The organism is Acuticoccus mangrovi (genome assembly GCF_016411865.1).
Classification (GTDB): Bacteria; Pseudomonadota; Alphaproteobacteria; order Rhizobiales; family Amorphaceae; genus Acuticoccus; species Acuticoccus mangrovi.
Map to the genome: position 1 here is coordinate 22,373 of NZ_JAEKJA010000022.1, position 12,994 is coordinate 35,366.

General features: G+C 69.3%; 13 protein-coding genes. 3 read left to right on the top strand and 10 right to left on the bottom strand.

The features are described 5' to 3' along the window. Position 1 precedes the first annotated feature (1 nt). The 9 genes from JCR33_RS20045 to JCR33_RS20085 all read right to left on the bottom strand — a co-directional run bounded on the left by JCR33_RS20045 (position 2) and on the right by JCR33_RS20085 (position 9,453). The gene (locus JCR33_RS20045; RefSeq protein WP_198883905.1) at positions 2 to 1,165 is read right to left on the bottom strand and encodes an acyl-CoA dehydrogenase family protein; all 1,164 of its coding nucleotides are present in this window, start codon (positions 1,163 to 1,165) and stop codon (positions 2 to 4) included. A gap of 121 nt (positions 1,166 to 1,286) precedes the next feature. After that, positions 1,287 to 2,921, bottom strand: coding sequence for a FumA C-terminus/TtdB family hydratase beta subunit (locus JCR33_RS20050; RefSeq protein ID WP_198883906.1), 1,635 nt, complete (start codon positions 2,919 to 2,921; stop codon positions 1,287 to 1,289). Further along, the gene (locus JCR33_RS20055) at positions 2,902 to 3,651 is read right to left on the bottom strand and encodes a glucose 1-dehydrogenase (protein ID WP_198883944.1); all 750 of its coding nucleotides are present in this window, start codon (positions 3,649 to 3,651) and stop codon (positions 2,902 to 2,904) included. Before JCR33_RS20055 ends, JCR33_RS20050 begins: the two co-directional genes overlap by 20 nt. Before the next feature lie 17 nt (positions 3,652 to 3,668). Next, a complete protein-coding gene (locus tag JCR33_RS20060; RefSeq protein ID WP_198883907.1) occupies positions 3,669 to 4,379 on the bottom strand; it encodes an ABC transporter ATP-binding protein in 711 nt (236 codons plus the stop codon). Then, the gene (locus tag JCR33_RS20065) at positions 4,379 to 5,131 is read right to left on the bottom strand and encodes an ABC transporter ATP-binding protein (protein WP_198883908.1); all 753 of its coding nucleotides are present in this window, start codon (positions 5,129 to 5,131) and stop codon (positions 4,379 to 4,381) included. Before JCR33_RS20065 ends, JCR33_RS20060 begins: the two co-directional genes overlap by 1 nt. Continuing rightward, positions 5,128 to 6,111, bottom strand: coding sequence for a branched-chain amino acid ABC transporter permease (locus tag JCR33_RS20070; RefSeq protein ID WP_211110456.1), 984 nt, complete (start codon positions 6,109 to 6,111; stop codon positions 5,128 to 5,130). Before JCR33_RS20070 ends, JCR33_RS20065 begins: the two co-directional genes overlap by 4 nt. Before the next feature lie 7 nt (positions 6,112 to 6,118). Next, positions 6,119 to 7,024, bottom strand: a complete 906-nt coding sequence (locus JCR33_RS20075) for a branched-chain amino acid ABC transporter permease (RefSeq protein WP_198883909.1) — start codon at positions 7,022 to 7,024, stop codon at positions 6,119 to 6,121. Between the two features lie 60 nt (positions 7,025 to 7,084). Beyond that, positions 7,085 to 8,374, bottom strand: a complete 1,290-nt coding sequence (locus tag JCR33_RS20080) for an ABC transporter substrate-binding protein (RefSeq protein WP_198883910.1) — start codon at positions 8,372 to 8,374, stop codon at positions 7,085 to 7,087. A gap of 116 nt (positions 8,375 to 8,490) precedes the next feature. Next, positions 8,491 to 9,453 (bottom strand): LysR family transcriptional regulator, encoded by a 963-nt coding sequence (locus JCR33_RS20085; RefSeq protein WP_198883911.1) that lies wholly within the window; start codon positions 9,451 to 9,453, stop codon positions 8,491 to 8,493. A 120-nt stretch (positions 9,454 to 9,573) separates the two neighbouring features. Here JCR33_RS20085 and JCR33_RS20090 point away from each other — a divergent pair, with 120 nt between their 5' ends. Further along, positions 9,574 to 10,710 carry a CaiB/BaiF CoA transferase family protein gene (locus JCR33_RS20090; RefSeq protein ID WP_456298328.1) on the top strand — a complete coding sequence of 379 codons (1,137 nt, stop codon included), beginning with the start codon at positions 9,574 to 9,576 and terminating at the stop codon, positions 10,708 to 10,710. 54 nt (positions 10,711 to 10,764) lie between these two features. On the opposite strand, the gene JCR33_RS20095 is transcribed toward JCR33_RS20090, so the two are convergent. Further along, entirely contained in the window at positions 10,765 to 11,697 is a 933-nt protein-coding gene (locus tag JCR33_RS20095) for a 1-phosphofructokinase family hexose kinase (protein ID WP_198883912.1), read from the bottom strand. A gap of 92 nt (positions 11,698 to 11,789) precedes the next feature. Between JCR33_RS20095 and JCR33_RS20100 the strand changes: the two genes are divergently transcribed. Both JCR33_RS20100 and JCR33_RS20105 read left to right on the top strand, forming a co-directional pair. After that, positions 11,790 to 12,566 (top strand): VIT1/CCC1 transporter family protein, encoded by a 777-nt coding sequence (locus tag JCR33_RS20100; protein WP_211110457.1) that lies wholly within the window; start codon positions 11,790 to 11,792, stop codon positions 12,564 to 12,566. 133 nt (positions 12,567 to 12,699) lie between these two features. Next, the gene (locus tag JCR33_RS20105) at positions 12,700 to 12,975 is read left to right on the top strand and encodes a hypothetical protein (RefSeq protein WP_198883914.1); all 276 of its coding nucleotides are present in this window, start codon (positions 12,700 to 12,702) and stop codon (positions 12,973 to 12,975) included. Positions 12,976 to 12,994: the final 19 nt, after the last annotated feature.

The window sequence follows — 12,994 nt, forward strand, 5'->3', positions numbered from 1 at the left end:
CTCAGTAGGACTTCGGCAGGCCCAACACCCGCTCGGCGATGAAGGCGAGGACGAGGTTCGTGGAGATCGGCGCGATCTGATAGAGGCGCGTCTCGCGGAACTTGCGCTCCACGTCGTACTCCTCGGCGAAGGCGAAGCCGCCGTGCGTCTGCATGCACGCCTCGGCCGCCTCCCAGGAGGCGTCGGCGGCGAGCATCTTCGCCGAGTTCGCCTCCACCCCCGGATCCTTGCCGCCGTCGTACATCGCCGCCGCGCGGTAGACGATGGCCTCGGCCGCCAGCATGTGGGCGTAGGCTTTGGCGAGGGGGAACTGGATGCCCTGGTTCTTACCGATCGGGTTGCCGAACACCACGCGCTCGCGGGCGTAGTCCGACCCCTTCTTGAGGAACCACTTGGCGTCGCCGATGCACTCGGCCGCGATCAAGATGCGCTCCGCGTTCATGCCCGACAGGATGTAGCGGAAACCCTTGCCCTCTTCGCCGATCAGCGCCGAGGCAGGGATCTCGACGTTGTCGAAGAACACCTCGGTGGTAGCGTGGTTGATCATGGTGCGGATCGGCTGGATGGTGATGCCGTTGCCGACGAGCTCGCGCAGATCGAGGAGGAACACCGACAGCCCGTCGGTGCGCTTGGCCACCTGGTCGCGCGGCGTGGTGCGGGCGAGGAGCAGCATCAGGTCGGAATATTCGGCCCGGCTCGTCCAGATCTTCTGGCCGTTGACGATGTAGCGGTCGCCGTCCCTCTTCGCCGTGGTCTTGAGCGACAGCGTGTCGGTGCCGCTGGTGGGCTCGGTCACGCCGAAGGCCTGGAGCTTCAGCGTGCCCTCGGCGATGCCGGGGAGGTAGGTGCGCTTCTGCTCCTCGCTGCCGTGGCGCAGCACCGTGCCCATCGTATACATCTGCGCATGGCAGGCGCCGGCGTTGCAGCCGGAGCGGTGGATCTCCTCCAGGATCACCGCCGCCGCGGTGAGGTCGAGCCCCGACCCGCCATATTCCTCGGGGATCATCGCGGAGAGGTAGCCCGCCTCGGCGAGCGCGGCGACGAAGTCGAGCGGATAGGCGCGGCGGGCGTCGAGGTCCCGCCAATATTCGCCCGGGAAGCGAGCGCAGACCTGGGCGACGCCCTCGCGGATGTCGGCGTAGTGGGCGGTGGGATCCTCGATCATCACGGTCGTGTTTTGTCCTCGTTGGTATTGGGCGAGCCTATGGCAGCGCGCCGGCGCTCACTAGAGCGATGGATTGAAGCGGTGGTTTCACCTTTAGCGGCTATCGGTCCAAGCTATGGCCCTAGCCGAGCATGGTGGAGAAGAAGTCGTTGCCCTTGTCGTCGATGATGATGAAGGCGGGGAAGTTCTCGACGCGGATGCGCCAGACGGCTTCCATGCCGAAGTCGGCGTAGTCGATGAGCTCGATGGACTTGATCACGTCCTGGCCGAGGACGGCGGCGGCGCCGCCGATGGAGCCCAGATAGAAGCCGCCGTGCGCGGCGCAGGCCTCGCGCACGGGGCGGGCCCGGTTGCCCTTGGCGATGGTGACGAGGCTTCCCCCCGCCGCCTGGAACGGCGGCACGTAAGGGTCCATGCGGGCGGCCGTGGTGGGGCCGAAGGAGCCGGAGGCGAAGCCCTCGGGCGTCTTCGCCGGTCCGGCATAGTAGATCGGGTGGTCGCGCATATAGGCGGGGAGTGGCTCGCCGGCGGCGAGCCGCTTGGCGAGCTCGGCATGGACGAGGTCGCGCGCCACGACCATGGTGCCCGACAGGAGCACCGGAGCGGCGACGGGGAGGGCGGAGAGCGCCGCCCGGATCTCCTCCATCGGACGGTCGAGATCGATCGGGGTGGGGGTCGCCGCGGCGAGCTCGACGGTCGGCAGGAAGCGGGCGGGGTCGGTCTCGAGCTTTTCGAGCCACACCCCGTTGCTGTCGATCCGCCCCTTCACCTGCCGGTCCGCCGAGCACGACACGCCGATGCCGATGGGCAGGCTGCCGCCATGGCGCGGCAGGCGGACGACGCGCACGTCGTGGCAGAAATATTTGCCGCCGAACTGGGCGCCGAGGCCGAGCTTGCGGGTGAGGGCGTGCACCTTGCGCTCCATCGCGAGGTCGCGGAAGGCGCGGCCGGTGATGTCGCCGGTGGTGGGCAGCGTGTCGAGGGCGCGGGTGGAGGCGAGCTTCACCGTCTTCAGCGTCTGTTCGGCGGAGAGGCCGCCCACGACGATGGCGAGGTGATAGGGCGGGCAGGCGGCGGTGCCGAGGGTGCGGATCTTCTCGTCGAGAAAGGCGAGGAGGCGGTCGGGCTCCAGCACCCGCCGGGTCTCCTGATAGAGGAAGGTCTTGTTCGCCGAGCCGCCGCCCTTTGCGATGAACAGGAAGTCGAGCGCATGCCCCGGCACCGCCTCCACGTCGATCTGGGCGGGCAGGTTGGTGCCGGTGTTCTTCTCCTCGTACATCGTCAGCGGCGCCATCTGCGAGAAGCGCAGGTTGCGCGTCTGCCAGACCCGGGCGATGCCGGTGCACAGGGCGTCGTAGAGGTCGCCGTCGACGAAGGCGCGGTCTCCCTTCTTGCCCACCACGATGGCGGTGCCGGTGTCCTGGCAGCTCGGAAACTGGGCGGCGGCGGAGATGACGGCGTTCTTGAGGAGCTCCATCGCCACGAAGCGGTCGTTGGGCGAGGCCTCCGGATCGTCGAGGATCGCCCGCACGCTTTCGAGATGGGTGGTGCGGAAGAGGTGGGAGACTTCGGCGAAGGCGACCTCGGCGAGCCGCGCCACCGCCTCCGGCGAGACCGTGAGGAGCCGGCTGCCGCGGAAGCGGCTCGCGGCGACGCCGCCGCGCGACAGGAGGCGGTACTCGGTCCCGTCGGGACCGAGCTGGAAGAGGCGCGCGAAGGCCGCCTCGCCGGAGATCTCAGATGGTACGCCCACCATCCACCTCGAGGACCACGCCGGTCAGGAACTCCGCCTCGTCGCTTGCAAGGAACAGCGTGGCGTTCGCGATGTCCTTCGGCGTGCTCATGCGGCCGAGCGGAATGGTGGCGATGAACTTCGCCCGGTTCTCCGGCGTGTCGGGCACGCCCATGAACTGGCCGAGGAGGCCCGTCGCCCCCATCACCGGGGCCAGCGCGTTGACGCGGATCTTGTCCGGCGCGAGGTCGACGGCGAGGGAGCGCGTCATGAGGTTCACCGCTCCTTTCGAGGCGTTGTACCAGGTGAGGCCGGGCCGCGGCCGGATGCCCGCGGTGGAGCCGATGTTGATCATGACTCCACTCCCCAGCGAGCGCCAGTGAGGCACCACCGCCTGGGTCATGTGGTAGATCGAATCGACGTTGATCGCGAACACCTTGCGGAAGGTGTCGTAGTCGGTGTCGAGAAGCGGCTGGTTCTTGTGGCTCCAGCCCGCGTTGTTCACCACGATGTCGAGGTGGTCGAAGGCGGCGATGGTCTCGTTGACAGTGTCGGCGACCTGGGCCCCGTCGGCGACGTCGCAGGTGAAGGCGACGGCCGCCTCGCCGATGGCGCCCGCCACCGCCTTCGCCCCCTCGCCGTTGAGATCGACGACGGCGACCCTCGCCCCTTCGGCGGCGAAACGCTCGGCGATCTCCTTGCCAAAGCCCGATGCCGCGCCGGTCACGAGCGCCGTCTTGTCCTTCAGCCGCATGGTCGTTCCATCCTTCGTCATGGTGTCGTTGCCGGCGAGGCCGGGTGCAGGGGGTCGGGCGCGTCCTCCGCGAGGGAGCCTTCGCGCATCTCGCCGCGCTCGACCACGAGGGCGCGGTCGGCGAAGCGGCGGAGCAGGCCGGGGTTCGATTCGGTGATGATCAGCGTGACGTCCGGGTCGTGGTCGCGCAGCGTCCTGAGCGCTTCGGCGTAGCGGCGGGCGAGCGCGGGGGCGAGGCCCTGGAAGGGCTCGTCGAGCATGATGAGGCGGGTGCCGATCATCAGCGCGCGGCCGAGCGCGACCATCTTGCCCTGGCCGCCGGAGACCGAGCCCGCCGGGCGGCCGGCCATCTCCTTCAGCTCCGGCAAGATGGTGTAGACGCGGCCGAGGCGGCGCGTGGTCTCCTGCGCGGTGAGGCGGGCGACCTGCGCCGGCATGAGGATGTTCTCCTCCACCGTGAACGCGGAGAAGAGGCGCCGGTCCTCCGCCGCGTAGCCGATGCCGAGGCCGGGACGCTTGGCGGGCGGCAGCTTGGTGATGTCCTCGCGCAGGAAGCGGATCTCGCCCGTCATGTGGGTGAAGCCCATGATGGAGCGCAGCGTGGTGGTCTTGCCCGCCCCGTTGGCGCCGATCAGCGCCACCGTGTCGGAGGTGTTGATGAGGAAGCTGACGTCGCGCAAGACGCGCACGCCGCCGAGGGTCACCGTCACGTCGCGGAACTCGAGCATCAGACGGTCTCCCCGATCACGTCGCGGATGACGTCCGGATGGGAGAGGATCTCGCCCGGCACGCCGCGGAACAGCACCTCGCCGCGGTTCCACACCGCAACCTCGTCGGCGAAGCGCTCCACGATGCCGATGTCGTGCTCCACGAAGACGGCGGTCACCTTCGCCTCGGCGAGCGCCTTCGCGATGATGTCGAGGACCTCGAACTTCTCGGAGGAAGCGACGCCGGAGGTCGGCTCGTCCATGAAGAGGAGCTTGGGCTTCAGCGCCAGCGCCAGCGCGATGTCGATGAGCTTGCGCTGCCCCTCCGGCAGCTCCGACACCGGCCGGTCGGCGATGTGGGCGCAGCGCACCATGTCGAGAAGATGCAGCATCTCGCCACGCTCGGGGATCGTCGCGATCGGGGTGAGGGGCGACCATCGCCGCGCCTGCGCGGCGGCGGCGATCAGGAGGTTCTCGATCACCGTGTGCTCGGTGAAGAGCTGCGGGATCTGGAAGGCCCGCGCCACCCCCATGCGCACCAGACGGCGCGGGGCGAGGCCCGTCACGTCGCGCCCGTCGAAGGTGACGCTGCCGCGATGCGGCTTCAGATAGCCGGTGCAGATGTTGAGGAAGGTGGTCTTGCCCGCCCCGTTCGGGCCGATGATGGCAAGGTTGTGCCCCTCGTGGATCTCGATGTTGACGTCGTCGGCCGCCACCACGCCGCCGAAGCGGATCTCGAGGCCCTTCGCGGCCATCAGGACCTTGCTGCTCATTCGGCCGCTCCCGGTGCGCGTTCGCTGTCGCCGGCGCCGCGGGGGCGCGCCGGCCCCACGAGGCGGTCCATCAGGCGCTGGTAGAGGCCGGTGACGCCGGAGGGGCCGAAGATGATGATGACGAGAAGCACGATGCCGAGCACCATCTGCCAGATGTCGGAGGCGAAGGCGGCGGCGTAGGTGCGCACGCCCTCGTAGATGAGCGCGCCGACGAAGGCGCCGGCGACGGAGCCGGAGCCGCCGAGGATCGCGATGAAGACGAATTCGCCGGAGCGCACCCAGTAGGCGTATTCGGGGGTGACGATCCCCTGCGCCACCGCCATCAGCGCGCCGCCGAGGCCGCACAGCGCCGCCGACAGCACATAGCCGCTGAGGAGGGTGGAGCGGGCCGAGACACCGAGATATTCGAGGCGCACCTCGTTGGTCTTGATCGCCCTCAGCATGTTGCCGAGGGGCGAGGCGAGGTAGCGGTGGGTGCCCCAGGCGGCGAGCAGGGAGAGGACGAGGGCGCCGTAGAAGAGGATCGTCTCGAATTCGCCGCGCTCCAGGGTGAGGCCGACGACGGTCGGGCGCGGCACCTGCAGCCCGTCCGATCCGCCGGTGACGTAGTAGAACTTCTCGAGCAGCGCGAAGAAGATCATCGACACCGCGAGGTTCAGCATCGCGAAGAAGATGTAGCGGTAGCGCACCACGAAGACGCCCACCACGAGACCCACCACCGCCGCCGCCGCGACGCCGGCGAGGAGGGTGGTGACGAGCTCGCCGCCGAACGAGCGGGCGACGCTCGCCGCGACGTAGGCCGACACGGCGAAATAGAGCGCGTGGCCGAACGAGACCTGCCCCGCCTGCAGCAGGACGATGATGCCGAGGACGGCGAGCCCCTTGGCGAAGGCGAGGGTGAGGAGGACCTGCGACGTCGGCGCGAGCACCGGCGTCACCGCGACGAGAAGGACGATGAGGGCGGGGAGAATGGAGCGCATCGCCGCCTCAGATCTTACGCGTGTGGGCCATGCCGAAGAGGCCCTCCGGGCGGACGAGAAGCACCGCCAGCATGATGAGATAAGGCACGAGCACGTCGAGCTCGGGGGCGAGGTAGACCGCGAAGGAGCGGCCGAGGCCGATGAGGAGGGCGGTGATCGCCGCGCCCTCGATGCGTCCGAGCCCCGCCGTCGCCACCACGGCGAAGGAGAGCACGATCATGTCGGCCCCCATGCCGGGGATGACCGAGGTGGTGGCCGAGGCGAGCGCCCCGCCGAAGGCGGCGAGCGAGGCGCCGACCACGAAGGTCACGAGATAGACGCGGTCGACGTTGACGCCGATGGCGGTGGCCGCCTCCCGGTCCTCCGTCACGGCGAGGATCAGCTTGCCGGAGAGGGTATGGCGCAGGAAGATGCGCAGCCCGACGAGGACGAGGATGGCGACCACCGGCAACAGGATGAGCTGGTAGGCGGTGTAGGTGATGCCGAGCACGTCGACCGTGCCGAGCACCATCAGGGCGGAGGATTCGAAGTAGGGCTGCACCCCCCAGACGAGCCGCTGCACGTCCTCCAGGATCATGAACACTGCGAAGGTCACGAGGATCTGCAGCACCTCTTCCATGTCGTAGATCCGGCGCAGCAGCAGCTTTTCGACCGGGCCGCCGATGAGCCCGCCGATCAGCGCCGAGGCGATGATCATCATGGGAAAGGCGAGCCAGGGCGAATAGCCCGCCGCGACGATCGCCCCGACGGTGGAGGCGGTCGCGTAGGCGCCCATCGCATAGAACGAGCCGTGCGCCACGTTGAGGACGCGCAGCACGCCGAAGATCAGCGTGAGCCCGACCGCCACCAGAAAGACCAGCGCCGCGTAGGCGATGCCGTCGAAGAAGGCGAGCGCGAAGAGTTGGAGGTTCACCCTGAAGCCACTCCGGTCGTTGGAAGGCCGCCGCCCGTTCGGGCGGCGGCGGACGCATCGTCAGTCGGCGTAGGTCTTGGGCTCGACGCTGGCGACGAAATCGGGGCCGAGGGTCTTCAGCCACTCGATGGATTCCTCGCCCACCGGCGTCGTGATGTCCTCCGCGTCGAACAGCATGATGTCCTTCAGGATCGCGAAGCCGTACTCGTCCGACTTGGCGGTGGTGCCGAGAAGCTGGTCCTCGAGGCCCTGATGGTCGTCGCGGATCGTCACCTCGTTGCCGAGACCCTGGAAGGAGAGGCCGTCCATGGCGTCGACCACCTGCTCGCGGTCGGGCCACTCGCCGCCGTTCGCCTCGATCGCCTTCGCATAGACCGCCTTCACCGCGGCGAGCGCCTGGCTCATGTGGAAGACGGGATAGATCGGATAGGCGCCGGTCTTGTCGTGAAAGGCCTTCATGAAGTCGTCGAAGGCCGGGTCGCCCACCCGCTCGGGATGGAGGAAATAGTGGTCGCCGCGCCCGCCGACGATGTGGCCGGGAGGCAGCGCCGAGCCGAGCCGCTGCAGCGAGCTTTCAGCAAGCGGCAGCACCAGCGTGGAGGTGTTGGTGAGGCCGCGTTGAGCCGCCTGGCGCACGAAGGTGTCGAGATCGCCGCCCCAGGAGGTCGACAGGATCACGTCCGGCCGCAGCGCCTGGAGGCGCGAGATCTCGGTGGAGAAGTCCGGCGCGCCGAACTTCGGGAAGAACTCGGCCACCACCTTCGCGTCCGGCTTCATCGCCTTCAGCGCGGTCTGGAAGATGTCCCAGCTGTCGCGGCCCCAGGCATAGTCCTGGTTGACGACGGCGATGGTGGAGAAGTCGGGCTTGGTCTTCAGGAGATAGAGAACGGTCGCGAGCATCTCCGGCGTGGCGTTCGCCTGGGTGCGGAAGACATAGCGGTAGTCGTTCTCCTCGAAGATCCGCTGGGTGCCGCAGTCCCACATGAGGTTCAAGACCTTGAGGTCCTCGGCGAGGGGGGCGAGCTGGTTGCAGTTGCCGGAGGAGATCGAGGCGAGCATCAGGTCGACGTCGACGTCCTCCACCAGGCGGCGATACTCGGACACCAGCGCCTCGCCACCGGCACCCTCGTCGACATAGGAGGCGGCGATGGGCACGCCGTCGATGCCGCCGTCGGCGTTGATCTGCTCGATGATCATGTCCGCCGCGGCCTTGGCCGGCTCACCGAAGACCGACGCGGGGCCGGACAGGAAGGTGGTGATGCCGATCTTCAGTTCGTCCGGCTTGTCGGCGGCGAATGCTCCGGTCGCGGCGAACGCGATGGCGGCAGCGGCCATTCCAAGGGAACGCATAGTCTCCTCCCGATGTCATTCTTGCGTGGCGTTGTTCCCACGCCATCGACCCAAGGCTAGCGCCTTCGGGGGCCGCCTTGTCCATATCCAATTGCGATCAGCGATATAGGTGTCGCTTATGTCCCTCCCGTTGTCCGATGCCGGGCCTCCACCGGGGTCGCCTCCCAGATACCCCGCCTGACGAGATCCTCGATGACGTCGAGCGTCATGCGCTCCACCTCGAGGCCCGCCCGGCTGATGGGGCGCACCGGGTTGCGCACCAGATAGACGGGTCGCCTGAGCACCGGTTCGACGATGGGGGCGCTGACGAGCTGGCCGCTCGCCCGGAAGTCGTGCGCGGCGGCGGGCGAGAGGATCGCCGCGCCGCTGCCGCGGGCGACCAGCGCCTTGATCTGGGTGAGGGCGTCCATCTCCAGCACCACGTTGAGGCGCACGCCGCTGGTGCGGGCGAAGCGGTCGATCATCGCCCGCAGCCCGTGATTGGGGGAGGGGAGGATGAGGTCGGTCGCCGCGATCTCCGAAAGCCGCGCCGGCTCGCCCGGCGGCGAGGAGAGGGGCCAGGCGTCGGGTGCGGCGAAGAGGTGCAGATCCTCCGTCATGACGAGCTGGGCCGTCGCGCCTCGCAGCTGGTCGGTCTCGTAGAGAATGCCGAGGTCGAGGGCGCCTTCGCGCAGCCAGTCGCGGATGAAGCCGCTCATCGCCTCCACCGCGCGCAGCGAGACGAGGGGCAGCGAGTGGCGCACCGTCTCGGCGAGCGGCACCGACAGCACCATGGAGACCGAGGAGGGCAGGCCGAACGACACCGGCCCCGACGTCACCGTGCCGGCGAGGCGCACCTCCTCCATCGCCCGGTCGGTGGCGGCGATGATCTCCCGCGCGCGGGCGACGAGGGTCTGGCCCGCGTCGGTGAGCGCCACCCCCTTCGGCGAGCGGATGAGGAGGGGGACGCCGAGCCGGTCCTCCATCTGCTTGACGAGCTGGGAGAGGGAGGGCTGGGCGATGCCGATCCGGGCCGCCGCCGCCGAGAGGGAGCCCTCTTCGGCGATCGCCACGAACTGGCGCATCTGACGCGTTTCCATGCCTGCCACCATAGGGAGACGGGTATAGGTGCACGCTATCACGCCTGAAAGAAATGGCTAGTTGCGCTCGCTCGCCGAGTGGCGATGCTTCGCACGATGGGATCAGCTTGGAATGGGTGGGTGATGAAGGATCTCGAGGGCCTCCTGGTCGTTTCCGTGGAGCAGGCGGTGGCGGCGCCCTACGTGTCGGGCCGGCTCGCGGATGCGGGGGCGCGGGTGATCAAGGTGGAGCGGCCGGAGGGCGACCTCGCCCGCCGCTACGATGCCGCCGTGAACGGCTCCAGCGCCTATTTCGTATGGCTGAACCGCGGCAAGGAATCGGTCTGCCTCGACCTCAAGAACCCCGACGATCTCGCCATCCTGACCCGGATGATCGACGAGGCCGACGTCTTCATTCAGAACCTCATTCCCGGCGCGCTCGCCCGCCTCGGCATCCCGGTGGAGGCACTGCGGGCGCGCAATTCGCGGCTGATCACGTGCTCCATCTCCGGCTACGGCTCGTCCGGCCCGCGGCGCGACTGGAAGGCCTACGATCTCCTCATCCAGGCCGAGAGCGGCCTCTGTGCCATCAACGGTACCGAGGAGGGACCGGCGCGCGTCGGCGTCTCGGTGTGCGACATCGCGGCGGGGATGACCGCCTTTCAGGCGATCCTTCAGGCGCTCTACGCTCGCGAGCGCACCGGCGAGGGACGCGCCATCGAGGTCTCGCTCTACCACGCGATGGCCGACTGGATGAACGTGCCCTACCTGCAGCACCGCTACGGCCACCTCACCCCGGGTCGCGTCGGGCTGAAGCATCCGACCATCGCCCCCTACGGCGCCTACGAGTGCGCCGACGGCAAGTCGCTGCTGATCTCGATCCAGAACGAGCGCGAGTGGCGTCGCCTCTGCGCCGACGTGCTGGGCGACGCCGATCTCGCCGACCGGCCGGGATTTGCCACCAACATCGAGCGCGTCGCGAATCGCGCCGAGGTGGACCGCGTGATCGGCGCCGTCTTCGCCGCACGCGACCGGGCCGCGATGATGGCGCTCCTGGAAAAGGGCGGCATCGCCTTCGGTTGCCTCAACGATCTCGACGATTTGCTCGTCCATCCCCAGAACCGCTACGCCACGGTTGAGACGGAGAGCGGCCCGGTGGAACTCCTCGCGCCGGCGAGCCGCGTGGTGGGGCGGGAGGACGACCTCGGCCCCGTACCGGCGAAGGACGAGCACGGCGCGACGCTGCGCGCCGAGTTCGCCGCCGCGAAGGTCGCCTGAGGCGCGGGCGAGCGACCGCCGCCCGCGCCGGGATCCGGCCGCCGGGTGCGGCTTCTACGCGACGGGCTTTGAGGTGACGTCGGCGAGGAGGCGCCTCGCGTCCTCCGGCCGGCAGAGCTCGGTGTCGGGGGTGAGGATGGCGGCGGCGCCGGCCGCGACGCCCATCGCCACCGCGTCTTCGAGGCTCGCCCCGTGCGCGAGGCCGACGAGAAGGCCGCCGACCATGGAATCGCCCGCCCCCACGGCGCTGACGAGATCCACCGGCGGCGAGGTGTAGAGACGCGCCGCGTCGTCGCTCACGAGCAGCGCGCCGTCGGAGCCCAGCGAGATCAGCACGATCGTGCTGATCCCCTGTTCGATGAGGCGGCGGGCGGCGCCGACGCGGGCACCGTCGTCGGGAAGGGGGGCGCCGACGATGTCCTCGAGCTCGGTGATGTTCGGCTTCACCAGGAAGGCGCCGCGGCTCGCCTTCACCACCGGCGCCGGCCCGTCGACGACGAGCTTCGCCCCCGTCGCCGCCGCCCGCTCGGCGAGGGTGGCGAGGAAGCCGGCGGAGAGGCCGGAGGGCAGGCTGCCGCTCACCACCAGGAAGGGCGGCGCGGCGAGCGCGTCGACGGCGGCAAGCACCCGCTTCTCCTCCTCTGGCGAGATCGTCGGGCCGGGGAAGACGAAGCGATATTGATCGCCGCTCGTCGCCTCCGTCACGGTGAGGCTTTCGCGCGTGTCGGCCGCGATGGGGATCGGCTCGATCGGCACGCCCTCGTCCTTCAGGAGCTTAGAGAGGTGGTCGCCGTTGGGGCCGCCGGCCGTGAAGAGGGCGAGAGCCTCGGCGCCGAAGCGGGTCGCCACGCGGGCCACGTTGATGCCGCCGCCACCTGCTTGAACGTGGGGCTCGCTGCAGCGGATCTTCACCGTCGGCGCGATGCCGGGGGCGGTCGTCGAGACGTCGACGGCCGGATTCATGGTGATGCTTGCGATGGCGACCAAGCGACTCACTCCTTGTTGTGCGGTTGTTATCGTTGGCCCCAATCCTGCCTAATGGTCAAAACCGGCGGGGGAGAAACGCGACGATGCTTTGGGTGACGCGGCTCATCCGCCGCTTTCCGCGGCCCCTGTTCGGCCGCCACTACGTCGATGGACGGTTCGAGCACTCGCACCATCCGAGCGCGGTTAAGGCCCGCCTCGCGGCCCCGCTGCGCCCCTCCTACGCGGCGGACAGCATCTATGGCGGCTTCGACGGGACGGTGACGACATTCGCCATCGTCGCCGGTGTCGCAGGGGCGTCGCTGCCGACCTCGGTCACGCTGATCCTCGGCCTCGCCAACGTGCTCGCCGACGGCTTTTCCATGGCCTCGGGCGCCTATCTGTCGGCGAAGGCCGACGCCGACCGTTACGCCGAGCTGCGCCGCATCGAGGAGCGCCACCTCGCCCAGCATCCCGACGGGGAGCGGCTCGAGGTGCACGAGATCCTCGCCCACATGGGCCTGTCCGGCGACGCGCTCGCCTCGGCGACGCGCAGCATCACCGCCGACGACCGCCGCTGGGTCGACCTCATGATGCTCGGCGAATACGGCCTTGCCGAAAGCGGGCGCGACCCCTGGCGCGCGGCGATCGCGACGTTCGGGGCCTTCCTCGCCTTCGGGATGGTGCCGCTCGCACCCTACGTGGTGGCCGCGCCCTCGCCCTTTCTCGCCGCGACCATCCTCACCGCGATCGCCTTTCTCGGCGTCGGCGCGCTCAAGGCGCTCCACGCGGGCCGGCCGCTCGTGCGCTCGGTGGGCGAGAGCCTCGCGATCGGCTCGGGAGCGGCGGGGCTCGCGTGGCTGGTGGGGTGGCTCCTCTCCGGCTTCGGCTGACGGGCGCGGCGGAAGGGGCCATCGACAACGGCGCGCACGGCGTGCAAAACAGCATCAAAAGGGAACGCGACCGACGGTGGCTCTGCCGGCGACCAATACGCTCCATCGCAGCGGACGATGAGGCGGCATCGGCATGGCGCGCACCGCCGCGCTGCGCGAGTCGGCAAGCGGCGTTCCTGGCAGGGGAAGGCAACGTTCCGCGACACGGAAGGCGACGGTGGTGGGGGACCTCGCTGTCGGTCAGGAGTATCGTGCGGTCGACGAAGTCCGCGTGGTCTGGGTCGTCACCGGCCTCGTCCACGACGGCGACGTGACGTTCGTGTTGCTGTTGTCGAAGGACATGTGCCGCTTCGCCGAGGTTCGCGCCGAGGCGCTGCTCGACACCGGCCGCTTCGCCCGCGCCGTTTGAACGCGTAGAGCGCGTCCCG

Bases quoted from the DNA above. Each gene is read 5' to 3' on its own strand.
- JCR33_RS20045 (WP_198883905.1), bottom strand. From the start codon at position 1,165: ATGATCGAGGATCCCACCGCCCACTACGCCGACATCCGCGAGGGCGTC.
- JCR33_RS20050 (WP_198883906.1), bottom strand. From the start codon at position 2,921: ATGGTGGGCGTACCATCTGAGATCTCCGGCGAGGCGGCCTTCGCGCGC.
- JCR33_RS20055 (WP_198883944.1), bottom strand. From the start codon at position 3,651: ATGCGGCTGAAGGACAAGACGGCGCTCGTGACCGGCGCGGCATCGGGC.
- JCR33_RS20060 (WP_198883907.1), bottom strand. From the start codon at position 4,379: ATGCTCGAGTTCCGCGACGTGACGGTGACCCTCGGCGGCGTGCGCGTC.
- JCR33_RS20065 (WP_198883908.1), bottom strand. From the start codon at position 5,131: ATGAGCAGCAAGGTCCTGATGGCCGCGAAGGGCCTCGAGATCCGCTTC.
- JCR33_RS20070 (WP_211110456.1), bottom strand. From the start codon at position 6,111: ATGCGCTCCATTCTCCCCGCCCTCATCGTCCTTCTCGTCGCGGTGACG.
- JCR33_RS20080 (WP_198883910.1), bottom strand. From the start codon at position 8,374: ATGCGTTCCCTTGGAATGGCCGCTGCCGCCATCGCGTTCGCCGCGACC.
- JCR33_RS20085 (WP_198883911.1), bottom strand. From the start codon at position 9,453: ATGGAAACGCGTCAGATGCGCCAGTTCGTGGCGATCGCCGAAGAGGGC.
- JCR33_RS20105 (WP_198883914.1), top strand. From the start codon at position 12,700: ATGGCGCGCACCGCCGCGCTGCGCGAGTCGGCAAGCGGCGTTCCTGGC.